Source organism: Enterococcus sp. 3H8_DIV0648, assembly GCF_002140655.1.
Lineage (GTDB): Bacteria > Bacillota > Bacilli > Lactobacillales > Enterococcaceae > Enterococcus_A > Enterococcus_A hulanensis.
Genome location: NZ_NGLG01000002.1, coordinates 833,469 through 853,030 on the forward strand (window position 1 = coordinate 833,469; position 19,562 = coordinate 853,030).

A 19,562-nucleotide genomic window follows, 5' to 3' on the forward strand; every position below is an offset into this window, starting at 1 on the left:
TTAGGGAATAAATGATGTTATACTTAAGTGAAGAAATGAGGTTTTTTGATTACGAAATGAAAGGGGATTCAATATGATAGCTATCTTCGTTTATAATATTCTTTTGATCATTCTATATTCCATCACAATGGCTTTTGCAATAAATTCCTATCTAAAAGAAAAAAACAAAGTGTTTCTGCTGATCAGTCTTTATCTAGCCTTCTTCATTTTTGACAACATCATTATTTATATGACCGAATTCATCAACTCCTTTGCCCAAAGCTACGACCAAGCGTTTATGAGTGCACCTGCGGTTAAGACCATCATTTTTATGGGAAATGCCTTTTTCTCCATCTCCATCATCGCCGAATTACGCAAAGAAAAACTTAAAGCATTGCATTATGGCCTCTTGATCGCTTTAGCCGTTTGGATGATCACAGTCCCATTAATGGATAATTCAGCATTAAAAGTATGGCTTTACTATTTAGGGAACCAAGTTTTTCTCTTTTATTTAGGCTTTTACTGCTGGCGAGGTGCGCGAATGGACCTCCCCGAGTTGAACACAGGCTATTTAAAAAAGCTGGCGGTTATCTGTATTCTTTTTAGTATTTTGATCGTCATTGAAGATAGCTTTGTGATTTTCAATGTGGATCAATACAGTTCGCTGGCAACGAAGATCTACAATCGCAGCATTTCAGAGGACATTTTTTCGATTACCGTCTGCTTACTATTTCTCCACTCCTATCTGAAGGCGCGGCAAGTTCCAGAGGAAGACACCCCTGAGGAACTGGAAAACTCGATTTTAATTCAAAGATTCTGCCATGCTCACCAATTCACGCAAAGGGAAACAGAAGTTTTTGAACTGCTGATGTTCCACCGAACCAATCAAGAGATCGCCGATCAGCTCTTTCTTTCACTTGGAACAGTCAAAACTCACGTCCATAATATTTTCATTAAGCTGGATATCAAGAAGCGGACACAAATTTTCCCCATGTTTGAAGAATACCAAGCATCCTCCAATGGCAAAATGACACTAAAAAAGAGCAACGATTTCACTTAGAAAATCGTTGCTCTTTTTTTATTCGTCTTCCTCATGATGATCTTCCGAAGAAGAGCTTGAGCTTGATGAGCTTGAAGAATCTGATCCCCGTGAACGAGACTCTGATTCCGCTTTTTTGCGGGAAGATTCGTCTTTTTTGCTGTCTTCAATCGAATCTAAAATATCTTTATAAGAATCATACGTCTCCTGCTTTTCAGCTAAAACCTTTTTCAACTCCGTTAATTCTTTGTTGCGCTCTGCCAACGCTTTGGCTTGACGCTCTTGATAATTTTTTTCGGCTTCCGCCATTGAGGCATCACTTTGCTGGATTTGAGTCGCAAAACTATTGTTTTCATTCGCCAGCTGATTTTTTACTGGGTCCAATTTATCCAATAACTGCTGCTTATACTTTCCATCCGGCAAGACTGCCAGTGTTTTTACCCCCGTCAAATAGTCCGATAAGGTCAAACCATCGCCTTTATTAAGCAAGTCCGAAACATCAGTCTCCGCACTGGTAAAATCCTTCGATTGCGTTTCAGCAATCCGCAAAAGCATGCTGATGTCTTGGCCCCAATCCTTGTCCTTGGCAGAACTTTCACTTAACTGATCCTTCAAGGCTTTGATCTTGTCTTGATCGGGCTCCTTTAAAATCGGGTGCGCCGACAGATCCAAACCATTTAACACATCGCTTTCAAAAAGCTGATTCAAATCCTCTTGAAGCTCAAAATTTTTCTTGGCGTGATCAATGTCTTCCAACGTTTGGCTTTCTCCACGTTGCTTCTTAACTTCGGTTGCCAAATCATCAAACGCCTCACTTGAAATATCGGCTTTAAAATAGCCCGACTTCTGATCCTCGTAAAGATCGGCTAAACGCTCATTCAGCACCTTTTTCGTTTCTTTTTCTGACTGGATTACTTTATCTTGGTAGATGTGATAGCTTGCAAAACTTACGGCGCCAAACACAACCAGTCCTAATACCACCCAACCGATTGTTTTTTTGTTCAAACCGGCTCCTCCTCGTCAATGCTTTTATTTTTCCTAAAAAGGAAAATCAGGTTTATTTACATTTATACACCATTGCTTCTCAATTACTGATTGTTTGACATAGAACTCACAAACGTGCAGCCGATTCATTTTTCGAAAACTGAAAAATGAGTCGTATTACCATGCCGCATATATTCAATTGCACTTGCTAAAGTAAGAAGCCAAACTGGCAATTTGTCAATATTATAGCATTTTAATCCTAGCAAAACACAAGTTATAGTAAAATCTTTAGCAACTCTTTTTAATTTTATGTTATTTTAAAATTATTAGAAAATTCTTGGCATTCTGTCAATTCAAGGAAAATATTTCAACCTTTGAATTATTTCTGATAAACTCGTTCTATTCTTAAAAAAAGGACTGATTTTATTGGAAACTCATGAAGAATTGGATAGAGGATTAAAAAATCGTCACGTCCAATTGATTTCAATTGGCGGGGCTATTGGCACTGGACTGTTTCTTGGTGCCGGAAAAACCATACAGCTGACTGGTCCTTCGATTCTTCTCTCCTACACGATCACCGGCTGTGTGATCTTTCTGATCATGCGTGCTTTAGGTGAATTGATGCTGTCAAACTTGAACTATCATTCATTTTTAGATTTTATCGCCGATTACTTAGGCAAAAAAGCGGCCTTTGTAACGGGCTGGACTTACTGGTTCTGCTGGATCGCCATCGCGATGGCTGACCTGACCGCTACCGGGATGTATGTGAATTATTGGCTGCCGAATATTCCTCAATGGCTGCCTGAAATTATCGCGTTGGCTTTGCTGCTTGGTTTGAACCTAGTGGCAGTCGGACTTTTTGGCGAGTTAGAGTTTTGGTTCGCGTTAATCAAGGTCGTTGCTATCATTGCTTTGATCATCGCCGGCGTCTTCATGATCTTCTCCGGCTTCAAAACCAGCGCCGGACCGGTTGCCATCAGCAATTTATGGCGCCATGGCGGTTTCTTTCCGAAAGGGTCGAGTGGTTTTGTCCTCTCCTTCCAAATGGCGACCTTTGCTTTTTGCGGTGTCGAATTGGTTGGTCTGATCGGCGGCGAAACCTCTGATCCGAAAGCGGTGTTGCCAAAAGCAATCAATACGATCCCGCTGCGTATCATTTTGTTCTACCTAGGTTCGTTGTTTGTGATCATGTCGATCTACCCTTGGTCAAGCTTATCAGCGGATCAAAGTCCCTTTGTGCAAGTCTTTTCCGAGATCGGGATCGCAGCCGCTGCTTCTATTGTCAACTTGGTGGTCCTAAGTTCAGCCATGTCTGCTTGCAATAGTGCTATTTACAGTACGAGCCGGATGGTCCGTTCCTTAGCCCAAGAAGGCAGTGCACCAAAGCGTTTTACCAAACTGACACGCAATCGTGTCCCGGGAAATGCTCTCGTATTCTCAACTCTCGTCATTTTTCTTGCGGTGATCATGAATTTCTTCGTGCCTAGTCAGATTTTCACTATGATTAGTTCGATTGCGACGATCTGTTTCATTTTTATTTGGGGAATGATTGTTTTTACCCATATGCGCTATCGCAAATCCAGACCCGAGCTGGCCGCAAAAAGCACTTTTAAATTGCCGCTGTTTCCCTTTACAAACTATCTCGTATTCCTATTTCTCGCTTTTGTTTTGTTCGTTTTAGCACTAGCTCCCGATACGCGGGAGGCATTGATTTTCTCTCCACTCTGGTTAATCGTTCTTTTGGGGATCTATCATTTTAAGTTCGAGAAAAATATACCGATATTTAGTAAAATTTTGCACCTTTTTGATAATCAAAATTAAAACCAGTTATTTATTGCTTTATCCGTTTAGATAAATTTTTCACAAAAAATAACCGCCCTCCAAATTCATAATACTTGGAAGGCGGTTTTTTAGTTGATTTTTACCCTTCGCCCTTGTCCTTGAGCAAGTGGCTTTCACGACGGAGCTGGTAAATTTTGTGAATGTTAATGATCAGTGTTTTGATCACGGCATAAACAGGGATACAGATCAGCATGCCTATGATACCGGCAACACTTCCTGCTCCGATCAAGACTAGGATGATCGTCAACGGATGAATATTCAATGACTTGCCGAACAGCAGCGGCTTGATCAGATTGCCGTCTAATTGCTGAATGACCAAAACGGATAATCCCATATACAAAGCCTGCAGCGGTGAAATAAACAGACCAACGATAATCGCCGGGACTGCCCCGATAAAAGGACCGACATACGGAATAATATTAGTGATTCCGCAAAAAAGAGCCAGCAGTAAGCTGTAGGGCTGTTGAAAAATCGTCATAGCAATAAAACTCAAAATCCCAATAATAAACGCATCTAAAACGGTACTGCTGATATAAGCAGATAAAGTCTCATTCAATTCCCGCACGGTTTGACGCAGCTCTTTACGAATCGATAATGGAAAGAATTGCGAAACAGCGTCTAAGAATTTATGTCCATCCTTGAACATAAAGATCAAAATAAAAGGAACAGTGAACAACAAAACGAAAAATTTCATTGCAAAACCGAAAATCCGCGACAAACTCGAGGTCACACTGACGATCCCCACTTTAAGCAGATTATTGATCGTCAAATTCGCTGCCGCCAATTGTTTTTCCAGATTAAAGTTTTTGAACTCCTCTTTATTCGCCAGTTCGTTTAACCAACGACCTGATTCTTCTGCGTAAACAGGCAGGTTTTGCGTTAGTTGAACGGCTTGTTCGATCATTTTCGGAACGGCATTCATCATAATCAAGACGATGATAAAAGCGATCACAATAAACGATATGAGAAAACCGACGACGCGCGGCAATCCTCCTCTTTCCTCCAGAAAAACCACGATGGGATCGAACATATAATAAAGAAAACCAGCAATCAATAACGGCATCAAGATTGCAGAAATCATGCCCAATACTGGCTCGAAAATATTAGGCATTTGTAAAAGAAAATAAATACCTATGATAGTTAAGACAATTTCAGCCGTCCAAAAGAACAACTTGGATTGTTTGAAACGTGTCAGCATAAACGCCTCCTTAAAAATTTCTTATCCCCCAGGATATGGCTTCATCTTATCATTTCTCAGAAGAAGTAAGAATGCTTTTATTAAAATTAAAGGAAAAGTTTTAGATAAACTAGGAAAGTATTCAATAGAATCTCATAACGGCCTTTCAAAAAAAGTCGATTTGCGAGCTTTAAGCCTATTTTTTGTGCCGCGCTCCCTTCTTCGCTACAATAAAAAGAAAAAAGGATTTGATAAAAATGGAACGACCATCGACAAAAGCGACCCGTTGGATCAAGTTTATCGGCGGCCGGAACCTAATCTTTACATTGATTGCCGGTGTGTTACTAGGAGCTTTGATTTTTGTTTTTTACCATGTGCGGTTTATCTTTACTCCGCTGCTGATTATTTTCAAAACGGTCTTCGCTCCCATCTTACTGGCTTTGATTTTGTATTATTTGCTAGACCCGATCGTCAATTATTTTGATAAAAAAGGGGTAAAACGAATCTATTCTATCTTAGGGATCGTCGTTGCACTCTTACTGCTCATCGGAGCCTTCAGTGTTTGGGCGGTACCTAAGATTTATAGTCAAACGGCCAACCTAGTGAACGATTTCCCGCAGCATGTCGATAATTTCAATTCGGCCCTGCAAAATCTCGTCGCGGGAACGGTACTGGAAAGTCCTATCGAAGAAATTTTTGGTTCTTTAGAGGATGTTGTCTTTCAAGTGATTAATACCTTGTCGGATTCGCTTGGTGATATCCAACGATTCGTTGGCGACCTCTTTTCTACAGTCAGCGGCTTTTTCATCATTTTGTTCACCTCGCCGATCATTACTTTCTTCCTATTAAAAGATGCACGGCAATTTCACAGCTACTTTTTGAAACTATTGCCGCCGAAATTTCGGAATGATTCCAATGAATTAGGGGCGATTCTAAATAGTCAGGTCGGCGATTACTTGAAGGGACAGTTTATCGTTGCTTTAGCCAACGGCTTGATCGTTTTTGTCGGCTTTCTGGTAATCGGTATGCCTTATGGATTGCCATTGGCGCTATTAGTTACGATTACTTCGATCATCCCTTATATTGGCCCATTCATTGCCTTTGTTCCTTGCGCAGTGATCGCGCTGCTCCATTCTTTCCAGATGCTGGTGGGGTTGATCATTGTCTGGATCATCGAGCAAATCTTGAATGGCAATGTCATCGAACCGAAAGTTTTAGGCGATCAGTTAAAGGTACATCCGGTTACTATCGTGCTGGTTTTATTGGTTATGGGGAATCTCTTCGGTCTGTTTGGCTTAGTCTTCGGGATTCCAACATATACCATCTTCAAAGCCTTTGGCGTGTTCCTTTTCCGCAAGTTCAAGCAGCGCTACAACCGCTATTATGGCGAAGATGAAGGTGAATACGAAGAAACCGAGTTCTCGCAAAAAGAATATCCTGCTAATTAAAAAATCTGTTCTCTTTTGAACAGATTTTTTTTTGCGAAAAAAAGAAGCGGATCTTCTCCGCTTCCTAGATTATTTCAAGCGCATTACAAAACGTTCCAAACGCTGGATGGCTTCTTTTAATTCATAGATCGAATAGGCATACGACAGACGTAAAAAGCCTTCGCCGCTTTTTCCGAACGCCGAGCCGGGGACGACCGCCAGCTTTTCTTCTTCCAATAGACGCAGCGCAAACTCTTCACTGCTCAAGCCGAATTGGCTGATCTGGGGGAATAGATAAAAAGCGCCCTTCGCCTTATAACAAGGCAGCCCCATTTTCTCTAACGCATGGTGCAGATAATTCCGCCGTTCCTCATAGGACAGCCGCATCGGCTCCACGGTTTCCTGCCAATTGTTTTTCAGTCCAGCCAGTGCGGCATATTGACTCGCTGTCGGTGCCGCCATGATCGTATATTGATGAAGCTTCAACAGCTGCTCCATGAACATTTCCGGTCCAGCCATAAAGCCTAACCGCCAACCAGTCATCGCAAAGCCTTTTGAAAAGCCGTTGATGACGATCGTCCGTTCACGCATTCCCGGCAGCTCCGCAATACTAGTAAAGGGCTCATCATAAACAATTTCCGCGTAAATCTCATCCGTAATAACTAACAGATCGTGCTTCTTCGCAACATCAGCGATCTTGATCAGCGCCTCGCGATCCATCGTACCGCCAGTTGGATTATTCGGATAAGATAAAATCAAAATCTTGCTTTTCTCGGTCAATACCGCTTCCAGCTCTTCTGGCGTCAGCATAAAATCATTCTTCGCCTGCAGATCGATCGTTACTGGTGTCCCGCCCACTATTTGCGTGATTGGTTCATAGCACACGAAGCTGGGTTGAGGAATGATCACCTCGTCGCCGGGATCAACAAATGTCCGCAAAGCAATGTCAATCGCTTCACTGCCGCCGACTGTTACAACGATCTCTGTTTTCGGATCATATTTGACCTTGTTGCGGAAAAGCAGATATTCGCTGATTTTCTCCCGCAGCTCGATCAGACCCGCATTGGCGGTATAAAAGGTTCGGCCTTCTTGAATCGAACGAACGCCCTCTTGAGTCATATGAGAAGGCGTATCAAAGTCCGGCTCGCCGACACCTAAAGAAATCGCGTCAGGCTGTTCAGATACGATATCAAAGAATTTGCGAATGCCGGATGGTTGAATATCTGTAATTTTTTTCGTTAAAAAATTTCTCATGGGCTCACCTGAATTCTAGGGTCGGAGTCATCTTGATACATATCAATGCCCCATTCCTTGTATTTGTCGAGCAAGAAATGCGTCTGCGTCCCAGAGACGTCGGGAATCGACGCTAAATTGGTGGAGATAAACTTCGAGATTTCTTTGATATTGCGTCCTTGCAGCAGCAAGATAAAATCAAACCCGCCGCTGACAAAAAAGAAGGATTTAACTTCGGGAAACTTCCGAACACGTTCTGCGATTTCGCGATAGCCTTCTTCTCCTTTAGGAATCGTTTGAACCTCAACTAAGGCTTCAATCCAATCATCTTCCACTTTATCCCAATCAATCAAGGCTCGATAGCCGCAAATAATTTTTTCTTCTTCCATGCGTTTGATTTCTGCAGAAACGATCACTTCGTCTTCGCCCAGCATCACCGCGTATTCTTCCATACTTAACCGACAATCGGATTCGATCAGCTTCAATAATTGCTTGCGTTTACTTTGTTCCATATGAACGGCTCCTTCGCTTTAACAATTTGTTAGATAGTTTTAATCTTTTGTTTATTATTCCCAAAAAAAGAAAAACTGTCAAATAATTTTGAAAATTCATAAAATACTGATAAAATTTCCGGCAATTTTTTATTACCTAAAAATTTTTCGCTTTTCTATAACACAAACACTTGGTTTCATAGTACAATAAACTGGATGAGCAACAAGAAAAATGCGTAGAGACAGGAGGATTGGGAATGGAACAAGTAGTTGAGATGTTTATTGAAAAACAGCGGCAGCGTTTAGCCGACGGCAAGATCCGCCAAGAGGAATACGAGGCTTTTTTAGATGGGATCAATGATGCCCTTTCATTTTTAGGAATGCATTATGTGAACGGCTCGGAAACTGTCGAACAGGATGACCGCAAACCAGCAACCTTTAACGAGATCGAGGAAAAATATAAAAAGTTCCGCGAAGTCGCAATGTATAAAAACAGCTTCTTGCGCGTATCAGATATTATCAAGCATTCCGGTCAAATGACGGATGAATTAAAAAAAATCACCAACACAGTCAAAGAAGAACTCTAAAAAGAACTTTAAAGAAGCGATTGATCGCTTCTTTTTTTGTCCTTTTTTCTTCATGCCTTCAGATTGAGTAAAAAAATAGACTTGATTGCTCAAGTCTATCCCTTCATTAGTAATTCATTATAAAACGCCTGTCCGATTTCCTTCAGTTCGTTTTTGTTGAAGGATTTTGCGATCCAAGTCGGCATCGCGGCCTCCACCGTTCCATAAATTTCGATCATGACCTGAATAAATAATTGCGCATCCAATTGGTCGATCGCTTTTCGCAGGCGTCTAGCTGGTTCTAAGAGCTGACTCTCGATTTGACGTGTCCGATAGATTCGATAAATGGTGCGCCCTTCCTCTGCCGCCAGTGAGAACAACGGCTGTTCTTCCGCGATTGCTTGCAGGCTTTCCTGCTTGTAGCGATCATAGCGCTGCTGCCATGCCAGCAATTCGCCATAAACGGTTTCGATTTTTTGCTTGCGAACGGTAGCTAAGGCGCTATAAAAATCAATCGGTAATTTTTCTACGCGGCGCTCGCGTTTGATCCAAGTTGCCAAAGTTGATTGCGGAATTCCCGCCAGCTTGCCAAATTGTTCAACAGTAATGCCTAGATCACGACGAATGTACATTTTGATTGGATGCTCGATCATTGTTACTGACATTCTCTCACCTAACTCTCCTGCGATATTTTTACTTCATTATATAATGAGCAGCAAAAAATACCAAGGCGAAAAGCATTTCTGCTTCGCACCTCGGCTATTAATGTCTTTTTTTCGATTGATTTTGCAGCTGATCATTCATTTCCTTTGTTGCTGAATTGATCCGCCGCTCGGTCATCGCTTCTTGTCTGGCCATCTTTTGTTTTTGATTTTCCAAACGGTCAATCTCATTTTCCGCCCGGCGTTTATCATGCTCATTCATTGATGAGAGTTGCTGCTTCTTCTGATTGATCTCATTATTGATATGCCCTTCCCAATCGGACATAATCTGTTTCCAGCGATCTGGATCATAGTCGCCATTAGCTTTCATCGAGTCCCGCAGCAAAGTAGAATAACGCCGCATCGGATTGCCCCAGACCTGATTCCGATCCTGAAAATAATCCGCCTGCTGCTCATCATCCAATGTTGCAATCAAGTTATCTTCTTCGCGATCGATGATGTTTTGCAAGAACGCCAAAATCGGCAAGATCAAATAAATAATCAACGCCGGTCTTACATAAAACAGTCCGAAAATCAAAACAACAACCCGAAAACCGATCGACAGCAAGTCCTGTCTATTCAACTCACTCACTCTTCGTTTCCGCTGTTCCGCATCTTTTAATGACTGACCCGTTAATGCCACAATCAACCGCCGCATCACGAAAGTTACTATCAATGTCAATACACCATAGATCAAGAGTGTTTGCTTGGTGGTATCTTCAATCAGCAAACGCGTCGCTGATGGTACCAATGACAAGAAAAACAATAGCAGCAGGTAAACAACTAAATCTTTATTTTTCACCTGATCAATTTTATTAAAGGCATAGCCTGTCTGAAACCACAAATTGGCCACAAAACAAAAACTTATAAAATAAATTCCCACCGCTCTAAATAGCGAATACATATCAACGACACCATTCGCCGCTGTTTGGATCGGCAATTCTAAGACGATGATCGTCAGAATAATCGCAATAATCGCATCGCCAAAAACCACAACGCGTTCCTTCATCTCTTCAACCCCTTTTCATACTTCTGACCTATCATATACCAAATGACCGAAAAAGAATAATGATAAGGGGAGCTTATGAAGTACCTTTTTACTTGATTAGTTCATCTTCTGGCAAAACCTTTTTATCCGATAAGCGTGTCAGCAGAATCACAGAACCGATCACCACCGCAAAACCGAGCAGCTGAACCTTAACAAAGAGACTATGAAACAACACGACACTCAAAATCGTCGCCAAAATCGGTTCCACCACCGTCAACACACTAGCCAATGAAGCCTCGATAAAACGCAAGCTTGATAATTGAAAAAGAAAGGGCAGCGCCGTACCGAAAATAATAATACTAATCACCAAGCCAAGTGAATAGCCGTCCATTTGAAATTCCGGACGCCAAATGGGCCGAAGCGGCTGAAAGGCTACACCAGCAATAAGCATTCCCAGACCCGCGATCCGCATCTCGCCATACTTTATCAACAGCTTACGCGGCTGCAGCGTGTAAAAAGCCAACGTGACCGCCGAGGCAATTCCCATCGCAAAACCCATTGGCGAAATATTCAAGGTTTGGATATTGCCTTCTGCCACGATCAAAAAGACACCTAAAAAAGTCGCCGCCATCAGCAGCACTTCCACAAAATTGATTTTCTTTTCCTTATTCATCACGAGAAAAATAAAAATGAAGATCGGTCCGGTAAACTGCAGGATCGTCGCGATCGCCGCCCCACTATATTGGATCGCCTTGAAATAGGTATACTGCACCCCCAGCATGCCGATCAGAGAAAACAGCAGCAGGCTGAAAAAATCCGACGGGGAAAATTTTCGCCGCGGCACCTTTCGCTGAAAGAGATTCAGCCCTGTAAGTAATACTCCCGCCGTTAAAAGACGAACGCTCGCCAACCATTCCGGCGAAACCAGATACTCTTCAAAAAGAATTTGGCACATAATCCCCGACAACGCCCACAAAGCACCTGCCGAGCATGCCAACAACACACCCCTAATTTTCATTGACTGCTCCTTTTTATAGTTATAGTTTTCACATTGCCCTCATTATAGCATTCACTAAAAAACTATCTACCAGCTTTTTCATTGGACGACAAAAAACAAGCCCAAAAATCTTGGGCTTGTTACGAGGTTCAGTTTATTCGCCGATCGGCAAGATCAGTTGCGATTCTGCTAGATCTAAGGTGTAATCAATGTCTTGGTTTCCGCGAACGGTCATTCCAAAGTCTGTGCCATAAACCGCGAGACCGATTTGACGCCCCGCTGGCAGATGATACATCGTTGGATGCAAGACTACTTCCACCTCAACAAATTCATTGGCTTTCAGATCATCGTTCTTCCAAGCATTTTCGCGATTTTGCAAATTGATATGACCGCGAGTGATCAGCTTGTACTCGTCCTCAGCACCTAGTTTGAATTCTACGAGATTATCCTCCCGCCAATTTCTGCCTAATGGCAAGCCATGCAAAGCCACCATATCTGGCACAGGTTTCAAGCGTTTAGCAGCGCCGAAGTCGATCAACTCAAAGCTCAGCATTCCCAGATCCACACTTGAGGCTACTTTGATCTTCACTTTCGGACGTCCGTTTAAGAAGAGCGCTTCAGCTAGCGCCTCCGTTTTCGCTAAATAGCGATGACCATCCATCGAGCCGTCTTCTTTGAGTTCCTTTTCCCACAAATCGATATTTTTGGTGTAGCTTTGATATTGTTCTTCCGGTAATTGATCCTTGAAGGTAAACTGACCATAGGCAGGCGTTTCTGCTAATGCTTTTTCACCTAAGTGATAAACCTTTTCACTAGCTGGTGCCCAATCGGTTAATGTATCCCATGTTTCAGCGACAGTATTTTTTTGATAAACAATATCCGGTAAAATTTCTTTGGCATTATTGTCTACGCCGTACAGCTTATGACTTAGCCACAAGTTCATCATGTCTTGGAAATCCAAAGAAGGTATATTATTGATGTAAATATGCTGTCCTTGATGCAAGATCAGTTTCTTGGCAACCGGCACATCCTTCAACGCATCCCATAGATCAGCGACTTGACGCGGCTTCACATTCCAGTCATTTAGTCCGTGGACCATCACCACATCGCACTTGATGTCTTTGATAAACGGCAAATAATTCCGTTCATCCCAGAAAGTATTGTAATTGCCGGTCTTACGGTCCTGCAACTCAGCCATTTCTTTTAGATAATCCAAGAAAAATTTCTTGCTGTGAAGATAATCGCCGGCATTCCGCATTTTACTGAAGGTCTCGATCGCTAAAACATCGGCATCTTCTCCCGGGAATCCGCCAGGGGCGATAACTAAGCCGTTGTCGCGGTAATATTGATACCAGTCAGAGATCGCCGCTTCAGAAATAATCGTCTCCAGCCCTTCTACTTGGCGTGTCGCACAAGCAGTCGCTAACGTTCCAAGATATGATTTTCCGGTCATCGCTACTTTGCCGTTGCTCCACCACGCTTTGATCGCGATATTGTCTGTCCGATTCGTGAAAGCACGACGATTGCCGGCTAACCATTCGATGTAAGCCACCATTGATGTCGTTTGTTCGACAGAGCCGCAAGTTTGGATACCGTCAGAGTCCCGCGTACCGATCCCTGCGCCGTAAACCACCGCAAAACCGCGAGCTAAGAAGAAGTCATTCAAGCTGTGATTATTCTCGCGGACAAATGTTTCCGTCGCATGGGTCGCTTTGCCCTGCACTTCACGTTCCGCTGGTAATTCCACCGCTGCTGGTTTGTATTGGATCTCTTCATAGGTGGTTTCCGTCGGTTCTTTACGTTCCAACGGGACATTCACGTCGTAAGTCAATTCCTCACCGGCTGGTCCATTGACTCCTTGACTGTAGGGACTGGCAGTAAATAGCGTTGCGACTTGCAAACCTGCTTCAGTTTCAGCCGGACGCAAAATTTCTAATTTCAATAAATCACGTTTGCCATCCTGATCGGTATCCAGCGGAGCTTCCACGTAGACTACTTCCCGAATCAAACGGGACGTATCAAAGACTGCCTGCGCTTTACCATTGAAGAAGAAAGGTTTGCTGACGTCTTTGTCCAAGTAATAGCCTTCCGAAGCAAGCTTATCAAGATAGTTCAACCCATTTTTTGTATGACTCGTTAATAATAAATACCACGCTTCAATAAGTGTATTTTTATCAGCAAAATCGCCGTCGATCATGGGTATTCCGATTTTTTCCGCTTCCGCAAGAACATCCTTCACCGCAAAATCAATCGTCGGTTCAAAATCCAATTGCTGCAGTCCCATCGTATAGAAAACTTCCTTCGTTAAGGGAGAGCCTGCTTGATAAAATTCCGCTAGATCCGTTGCTTCATCGGCTAAGAAGTTGCCAAGCTTATTGATAAACCCGCTCTCTTCCTTGACTGTTAAAAAGCTTTTACGTAAAAATTCAAACCATAATTTTGTCGCGTCCGTTGCTGAATCGATGGTCAAAAAGCCCGCCTGGGTCAATTCCTTCTTCGCTTCTTCTAGTGAGACACGTTTTAAACCAAATTGATTGATTTTCATCTACTTCTCTCCTTCTTCATCTGTAAGATATTTTTCTGCCAGAAAAATAAGTCTGAGTTCATGCCGTATAACGGCTTACTGAAATTCCGCCTAATTCCACCAAAACACAAGAAAAAGCGGAAAGTTATACTAGCAGCTCTTTTTTTCTGATAAAATAATTATAACAAATACTTTCGCCAAGTTCGTTAAAGTTCAATGAAAACGATTACTGAACTCTTGCGGAATAAAATAGAGCGAGTACTTTGAGATAATCTATAAAAAAACTAGTTCATTAATAGGAAAAAAGGGGAGATATTTATGGATGAAATGACTTATTGCCAGAGTTGCGGCATGCCGCTTACTAAAGGTACGCATGGAACCGAACACGACGGCTCTCAAAATAGCGAGTATTGTCTATATTGCTACAAGCACGGAGCGTTCGTGGATGATTGCACGATGGAAGACATGATCACTATCAGCCTGCAGCACATGAAAGAGTCCGGTATTTTAGAAGAACAAGGAAAAACCGAAGAGGAAACCTTGGAATTTATGAATAGCTTCTTCCCAGATTTGAAGCGTTGGAAAAAGTCGTCGTAAAAAATTACGGCGACTTTTTTATTATACCGATTCGATTTCTTTAGAGGTTTCGTCAGCGGGCGTTTTAAGTTGCGTGCTTAACAGACTGCCAGCAAAATATAAAACAGCAAACACGATCAACGTAAAATTCCCGCCATATTGCTGAAACAGCAATGTCACTAGGATGGGGCCAAAAAAATTGCTCAAGCCAGAACCCAGATTCAAAACAGACACTGCTGCTACCTTATTGTCGGGAACCATTGAAGGAATTAGAGCGGACAGCGGAGTAAATGCCGCGATACCGATCGCAAAAACGATAAACGCTAACAGCAGCAAGATGAAATTGCCTGGAAAGTAATTGATTACGATAATCAATAATAAACATGATAGCCCTGTAATCGTGCCTGAAAACAGAGTAACGATCTTTCGCCAGCCGTATTTATCACCTAGGCTGCCAAAGAAGATGCCGGCAAATGAGTTGACTACGTAACAGATCGCCCACGCGCTTGTCCATTGAACCAGCGTAAATTGATGCTGCAGCAAAAAGATCGGCATCATGATCACAAAACCAAATTGCCCGATATTATTGATCCCCTTCACTAGCAGACCGATCGATAATCGAGGAAATTGAAAAAGGATCTGTATCCCCTCCTTCATTTCAGTCCAAACAGTGGCAGGAGTATCTTTCGTCCGTCGAATTTCACAACGCGCTACTGTTATCACACTGCCAATCAAAATCAATCCAGCTCCAGCAATAAAAACAAAAAATGGATCAAATAGTTTTAACAGGCGTGTCGCAAATACTGGTCCAATGATCGTCATCCCTAAGTTGAAACACAGCCAAAACCACGAAGTCCCCCGTCCTAATTTTTTCGCCGGTGTCTGAATAGTGACCGCAACTAAGAAAGAATAGGCAAATAAAGGATAGACCGTTCCGCGAAGCATATAGCCTAAAAAGATCAGCCACACCTGCTTTGTCGTTAAACCAAACAATAAAATGCCTGTACTGAAAAGCGCCAGCAGCAGACTGACAGTCATTACTTTTTTAACAGAAAATCGATTCACTAAAAAACTAGTGATCCATGAAAAAAAGGCCACAAAAATACCATAGAAGCTAAATAATAAGGAAACGACCTTTACTTGAAAACCAATCGTTGTTAAATAGGATGAAAACCAGCTCGTCTCGATGGTTGCTCCCAGCATAAAAAAAATCAACCCAACGTATCCCCAAAACAACTCCTCTGCTATACCTGTTTTATTTACAATACTATTTTTCATCTTCTCTTCCTTTATAAAAAGCCGAGATGACCGCAATCATCCCAGCTCGTAGTCTACTTGATTAAAAAGGTCAAAACACTGTATGGTTCGATCGACGTGGTGAACGGCTTCGTTTCTTCTATCGCATTGATTCGTTCAACCGTTTTTTCTTGGAACAACTCAGTGATTGGTAATTCCTGCGCTTCATTCGTCGGATTTTCAAAACGAACCACGAAGGCTGTTTCAGTATAGTAGGAACGATGAAGACTGCTGATGAAAACTTCATTTTTTCCGAAATCAAGCACACTGTGTTCATTGCCTACTACTGCTAAAGGCTGCTCAAATGATTGAATTTTATTATCGATCCGATGAACAAAATAATTCAAGGCCTGTTTTTGATAAGCAATTGATGGCTGCAGCAGACTTTCACGCCAATGATGCAAAGCTGCTTCAGAAACTGTTGGCTCATCGATCCGCAATGTAAAGCTGAAGGAAATTGTTTGGCCGAATTGCTGAGCCAGCGGCGTATCCATCATCACATGACCTTTTTTAGTCGTATCTCCTGAAGCACGTCCCGGACGATACAATAAATCCGGTTTTCCGAGACTATCCGTAGTCGCCAGCAGCGTAATCCATAATTTATCTTCTTGATATTCGTATTCTTTGCTGTCCTGTGTAAAAAGTGACAGACGCTGATCTTGAGAAACACCGCTGAGGACTTTTTCAAAAGGCTCCACATTGACCGGCATCTCTGAATACGTTTTGTCCCAATCGACTAAAGAATTGTTTTCACGAGCAATCAAGCCAAATGGAAGCCCTGCCAGTATTTGGCCGAATGCTTGATTGTTTTTGATTTGCAGCCGAACACGATGATTCAAAAGTGAATTTTCGAAGCTGACTTCTCCTTTAAGCGCGTCCTGTTCGTTGATAGTCAAAATCAACTGGTATGCAAACGTCTGATTATACTTATCTGCTTTTCGATCAGCTAAAGTTTTTGGCAGCTGCCGTTGCCCGCGCAAGATCATTTTTTCTTGTTTCTCTTCTTTCCAGCATTCACAATCATCGAATGTCAACAACTCCGCGGTCTTGCCTTCAAGAGGAGAAAAATCATACGTGTCCCCTGCATTGCCTTCGTCAGTCAATGACAGAAAATCAGAAAATGGCTTCCCTTGATATTCCAAACTAATTTTACCTGCCGAATAAGTGACAGATAGAGCTTTACCGCCGATTTTCTGTTCTGTGATTCTATTTTTCCGTACGGCTTCTGTACTTTCCTCAAAAGAAAAGACCTTATAGCCCAAGCCCGGTAGTACGCAAGTTAATTCGATCGTCAAAATGTAGTATCCGGGTTCTGTAATGTATTGATTGCCCGCGGGTGTCTCTTCTAGAATATTTTCCCGACTATCCACATATTCTGCTTTAACTACCGTTGACGCTGCTCCATTGAAATGAACATTGGTCGTAGGCGATAGAACCGTTACTGTTTTCGTCCCAGTGAACTTTTTGGGCGAAGGATTTACGACTAACACTTCATTTGCCTGCAACTTCAAGAAATCCGCTAATTGCTTCATGATCGTATTTTCGATGCTGTCGCAAATTTCCTGTGCTTCTTTTAAGCGATGCTTGATATCTTCCGCGACGCTATCCGAAACACAGCCCGCCAAACTGTCATGGGCCTGCGATTCTAGTAATTTTTTCCAAGCCTGCATGACCAAGCGATTGCTTAACTTGATGCCAATCTGAGCAGCTAAGACCATTAGTGGTTCTGTTCGCTGAACCAGCTGATCTTCTAAATGGAACATCGCCTGCTTCAAATCCATCCGAACCGAGCCGATCGTCTTATGCACACGTGCCAGCACAGGCTCCCGAAGCTCGCCTTGATATACCTCCAGCGATTGCTCCTTCACATAGGCTAAGAAATCTTGGTAGGTGCTGACTTGATAATCGTATTTGCCTAATTGATTGATCGCGTCAATTTTATTTGCAAAATCATGGATGATAGCCAACTGATCATTTCCAGAAGGAATCAACACGTCACCATCAGTGTATTGCTTGATAAAATCTACCGCTGGATCAAGGCGCCCATCGACATATTCTGTCGTCGGTTCTAATAACATGCCCGTTCCATATCCCTGCGGTAAATTCAACGCGGTCACTTCTGCTTTACCATTCAAGCCTCGCCATTTAAAATAAGGCGATTGGACATGCTTATTCAAATGCAGCCCACGCCACATAATGACACTATCCAACCCAGCTTCTTTTAAAATCACTGGAATCTGCGCGTTAAACCCAAAAGTATCCGGTAAATAGCCAATCGGTAAATAGTCTCCATATTTCTTGCTTTCAAAAATCCCGATCATGGCATTTCTCAAAATAGCTTCACCGGAAGCGAAAAAGGCATCTGATTGAGTGTACCAAGGACCAATAAACAGCTGCTTATTGGCCACAAGTTTTTTTACGTCTGCTAATTTTTCGGGATACAGTTGCAGGTAGTCATCTAAAATGGATAATTGTCCATCCAAAACAAAGCTGGCCTCTGGATGCTGCTTCAACTCCTCGATCGCGTCCGAAAACAATTGATCACTTAAAACCAAGGCATCCATTGAGGTAAAATACCACTCTCGATCCCAATGTGTATGATTTACAATATGAACGTTTGTCATTAATTCTCCCACTCTGCCTCATCGAAGCTGTAATCTTCTTCCTCGACTGAGGCAACTTCGATCCCGGCATCCTTTTTACGTAATAAAACACTTGAAATGGCTACAAATAATGAGCCTGTGGCAATCGATAAGACATAGATCGGCCATTTTTCAACAGTAAACCAGCCATAAAATCCGCTAATCGGTGCTTGATTGACCGCACCTAAACCAACTGCCATCGCCGAACCAATAGCTGAGCCAATCACCGTTGAAGGAATAACTTTTAACGGACTTTCAACCGCAAACGGAATCGCTCCTTCGCTGACACCGACCAAGCCCATGATAATCGCTGATTTTCCGGCTTCACGTAATTCAGTATTGTATTTTTTCTTCGCAAATACAGTGGCTAACCCAAGACCGATCGGAGGAATAATGATCGCTACTTGTGCCGCAGTATTCGGTGCGTACACTTGACTAGTCAATAAAGCCATTGCTGTCGTTACCGCCGCTTTATTAACTGGTCCGCCCAAGTCAAAGCCGACCATTGCGCCGACTACAGCCGCCATGATAATTTGATTGCCCCCGCTTAAGCTGTTCAACCAATTTTCTAAGCCAATATTCAAGGCCGCAAAGGGAACACCAATAATATAATTAATAATAAGAACAGTGGATAACGTCCCTAACACAGGGATCAAAAATACCGGAACGATTGAAGCCATTGATTGCGGCAATTTCACATGATTACGAATCCATAGACAGATATATCCAGCAATCAAACCTGCTGCAATCGCACCCAAAAAGCCTGCATTAATATCTTTTACCAGCATGCCGCCGACTAGCCCCGGAACGATCCCTAATTTATCAACTACAGAATACGCAATGAAGGCTGCAATCACAGGAAACATCAAGCCTAAAGCTGTCCCGCCAAAGCCATCGATACTATGCAGCAGACGAATGATGCCATTCGCACTTTCCGCATACTTTGCATCCCAAATATCAGTTAAGCCATAGATGGACCCGCCAACGCGGGAGATCGCCATAATTACTGCTCCTGCGATGACTAAAGGAATCATGTAACTAATACCTGTCAACACGTGATTTTTGATTTCTGATAATACACTTTTCATCATTTTTTCCTC

Annotated in this window: 16 protein-coding genes; 5 read left to right on the plus strand and 11 right to left on the minus strand. The window is 42.5% G+C overall.

All coding sequences use genetic code 11. The features are described 5' to 3' along the window. Positions 1–73 precede the first annotated feature (73 nt). Positions 74–1,039 carry a response regulator transcription factor gene (locus tag A5875_RS24280; RefSeq protein ID WP_088935352.1) on the plus strand — a complete coding sequence of 322 codons (966 nt, stop codon included), beginning with the start codon at positions 74–76 and terminating at the stop codon, positions 1,037–1,039. Between the two features lie 18 nt (positions 1,040–1,057). Here A5875_RS24280 and A5875_RS20165 read toward each other — a convergent pair whose 3' ends face one another. Next, positions 1,058–2,023 carry a hypothetical protein gene (locus A5875_RS20165; RefSeq protein ID WP_088935353.1) on the minus strand — a complete coding sequence of 322 codons (966 nt, stop codon included), beginning with the start codon at positions 2,021–2,023 and terminating at the stop codon, positions 1,058–1,060. Between the two features lie 405 nt (positions 2,024–2,428). Between A5875_RS20165 and A5875_RS20170 the strand changes: the two genes are divergently transcribed. Continuing rightward, positions 2,429–3,823 carry an amino acid permease gene (locus A5875_RS20170; protein WP_088935354.1) on the plus strand — a complete coding sequence of 465 codons (1,395 nt, stop codon included), beginning with the start codon at positions 2,429–2,431 and terminating at the stop codon, positions 3,821–3,823. A 100-nt stretch (positions 3,824–3,923) separates the two neighbouring features. On the opposite strand, the gene A5875_RS20175 is transcribed toward A5875_RS20170, so the two are convergent. Further along, the gene (locus A5875_RS20175; RefSeq protein WP_088935355.1) at positions 3,924–5,042 is read right to left on the minus strand and encodes an AI-2E family transporter; all 1,119 of its coding nucleotides are present in this window, start codon (positions 5,040–5,042) and stop codon (positions 3,924–3,926) included. A 236-nt stretch (positions 5,043–5,278) separates the two neighbouring features. Here A5875_RS20175 and A5875_RS20180 point away from each other — a divergent pair, with 236 nt between their 5' ends. Continuing rightward, positions 5,279–6,469, plus strand: coding sequence for an AI-2E family transporter (locus tag A5875_RS20180; protein WP_088935356.1), 1,191 nt, complete (start codon positions 5,279–5,281; stop codon positions 6,467–6,469). A 69-nt stretch (positions 6,470–6,538) separates the two neighbouring features. Here A5875_RS20180 and A5875_RS20185 read toward each other — a convergent pair whose 3' ends face one another. Continuing rightward, complete coding sequence (locus tag A5875_RS20185) at positions 6,539–7,702, minus strand: aminotransferase class I/II-fold pyridoxal phosphate-dependent enzyme (protein ID WP_088935357.1); 1,164 nt, start codon at positions 7,700–7,702, stop codon at positions 6,539–6,541. Next, a complete protein-coding gene (locus tag A5875_RS20190; protein WP_088935358.1) occupies positions 7,699–8,193 on the minus strand; it encodes an Lrp/AsnC family transcriptional regulator in 495 nt (164 codons plus the stop codon). The genes A5875_RS20185 and A5875_RS20190 overlap by 4 nt, the downstream gene beginning before the upstream one ends. A 236-nt stretch (positions 8,194–8,429) precedes the next feature. Between A5875_RS20190 and A5875_RS20195 the strand changes: the two genes are divergently transcribed. Next, positions 8,430–8,759 carry a hypothetical protein gene (locus tag A5875_RS20195; RefSeq protein WP_088935359.1) on the plus strand — a complete coding sequence of 110 codons (330 nt, stop codon included), beginning with the start codon at positions 8,430–8,432 and terminating at the stop codon, positions 8,757–8,759. 95 nt (positions 8,760–8,854) lie between these two features. Here the strand turns inward: A5875_RS20195 and A5875_RS20200 are convergent, their stop codons facing one another. From A5875_RS20200 to A5875_RS20215, 4 genes are all read right to left on the minus strand, one after another. Next, on the minus strand, positions 8,855–9,403 hold the full coding sequence (locus tag A5875_RS20200; protein WP_176244765.1) for a hypothetical protein: 549 nt from the start codon (positions 9,401–9,403) through the stop codon (positions 8,855–8,857). 97 nt (positions 9,404–9,500) lie between these two features. Next, complete coding sequence (locus A5875_RS20205) at positions 9,501–10,448, minus strand: TMEM175 family protein (protein WP_088935360.1); 948 nt, start codon at positions 10,446–10,448, stop codon at positions 9,501–9,503. Positions 10,449–10,536: 88 nt separating this feature from the next. Beyond that, positions 10,537–11,445, minus strand: a complete 909-nt coding sequence (locus A5875_RS20210; protein ID WP_088935361.1) for a DMT family transporter — start codon at positions 11,443–11,445, stop codon at positions 10,537–10,539. Positions 11,446–11,578: 133 nt separating this feature from the next. Continuing rightward, positions 11,579–13,969 (minus strand): Xaa-Pro dipeptidyl-peptidase, encoded by a 2,391-nt coding sequence (locus A5875_RS20215; RefSeq protein ID WP_088935362.1) that lies wholly within the window; start codon positions 13,967–13,969, stop codon positions 11,579–11,581. A 297-nt stretch (positions 13,970–14,266) separates the two neighbouring features. On the opposite strand from A5875_RS20215, the gene A5875_RS20220 reads away from it, so the two are divergent. Further along, a complete protein-coding gene (locus A5875_RS20220; RefSeq protein WP_088935363.1) occupies positions 14,267–14,545 on the plus strand; it encodes a zinc ribbon domain-containing protein in 279 nt (92 codons plus the stop codon). Between the two features lie 21 nt (positions 14,546–14,566). Here the strand turns inward: A5875_RS20220 and A5875_RS20225 are convergent, their stop codons facing one another. From A5875_RS20225 to A5875_RS20235, 3 genes are read right to left on the minus strand one after another with little or no spacing between them, the layout of a single operon-like run. Then, positions 14,567–15,802: an MFS transporter gene (locus A5875_RS20225; RefSeq protein WP_088935364.1), complete on the minus strand. Its 1,236-nt coding sequence runs from the start codon at positions 15,800–15,802 to the stop codon at positions 14,567–14,569. 53 nt (positions 15,803–15,855) lie between these two features. After that, positions 15,856–18,456: a glycosyl hydrolase-related protein gene (locus tag A5875_RS20230; protein WP_254911913.1), complete on the minus strand. Its 2,601-nt coding sequence runs from the start codon at positions 18,454–18,456 to the stop codon at positions 15,856–15,858. Beyond that, on the minus strand, positions 18,444–19,550 hold the full coding sequence (locus A5875_RS20235) for a PTS fructose transporter subunit IIC (protein WP_171004861.1): 1,107 nt from the start codon (positions 19,548–19,550) through the stop codon (positions 18,444–18,446). Before A5875_RS20235 ends, A5875_RS20230 begins: the two co-directional genes overlap by 13 nt. Positions 19,551–19,562 lie beyond the last annotated feature (12 nt).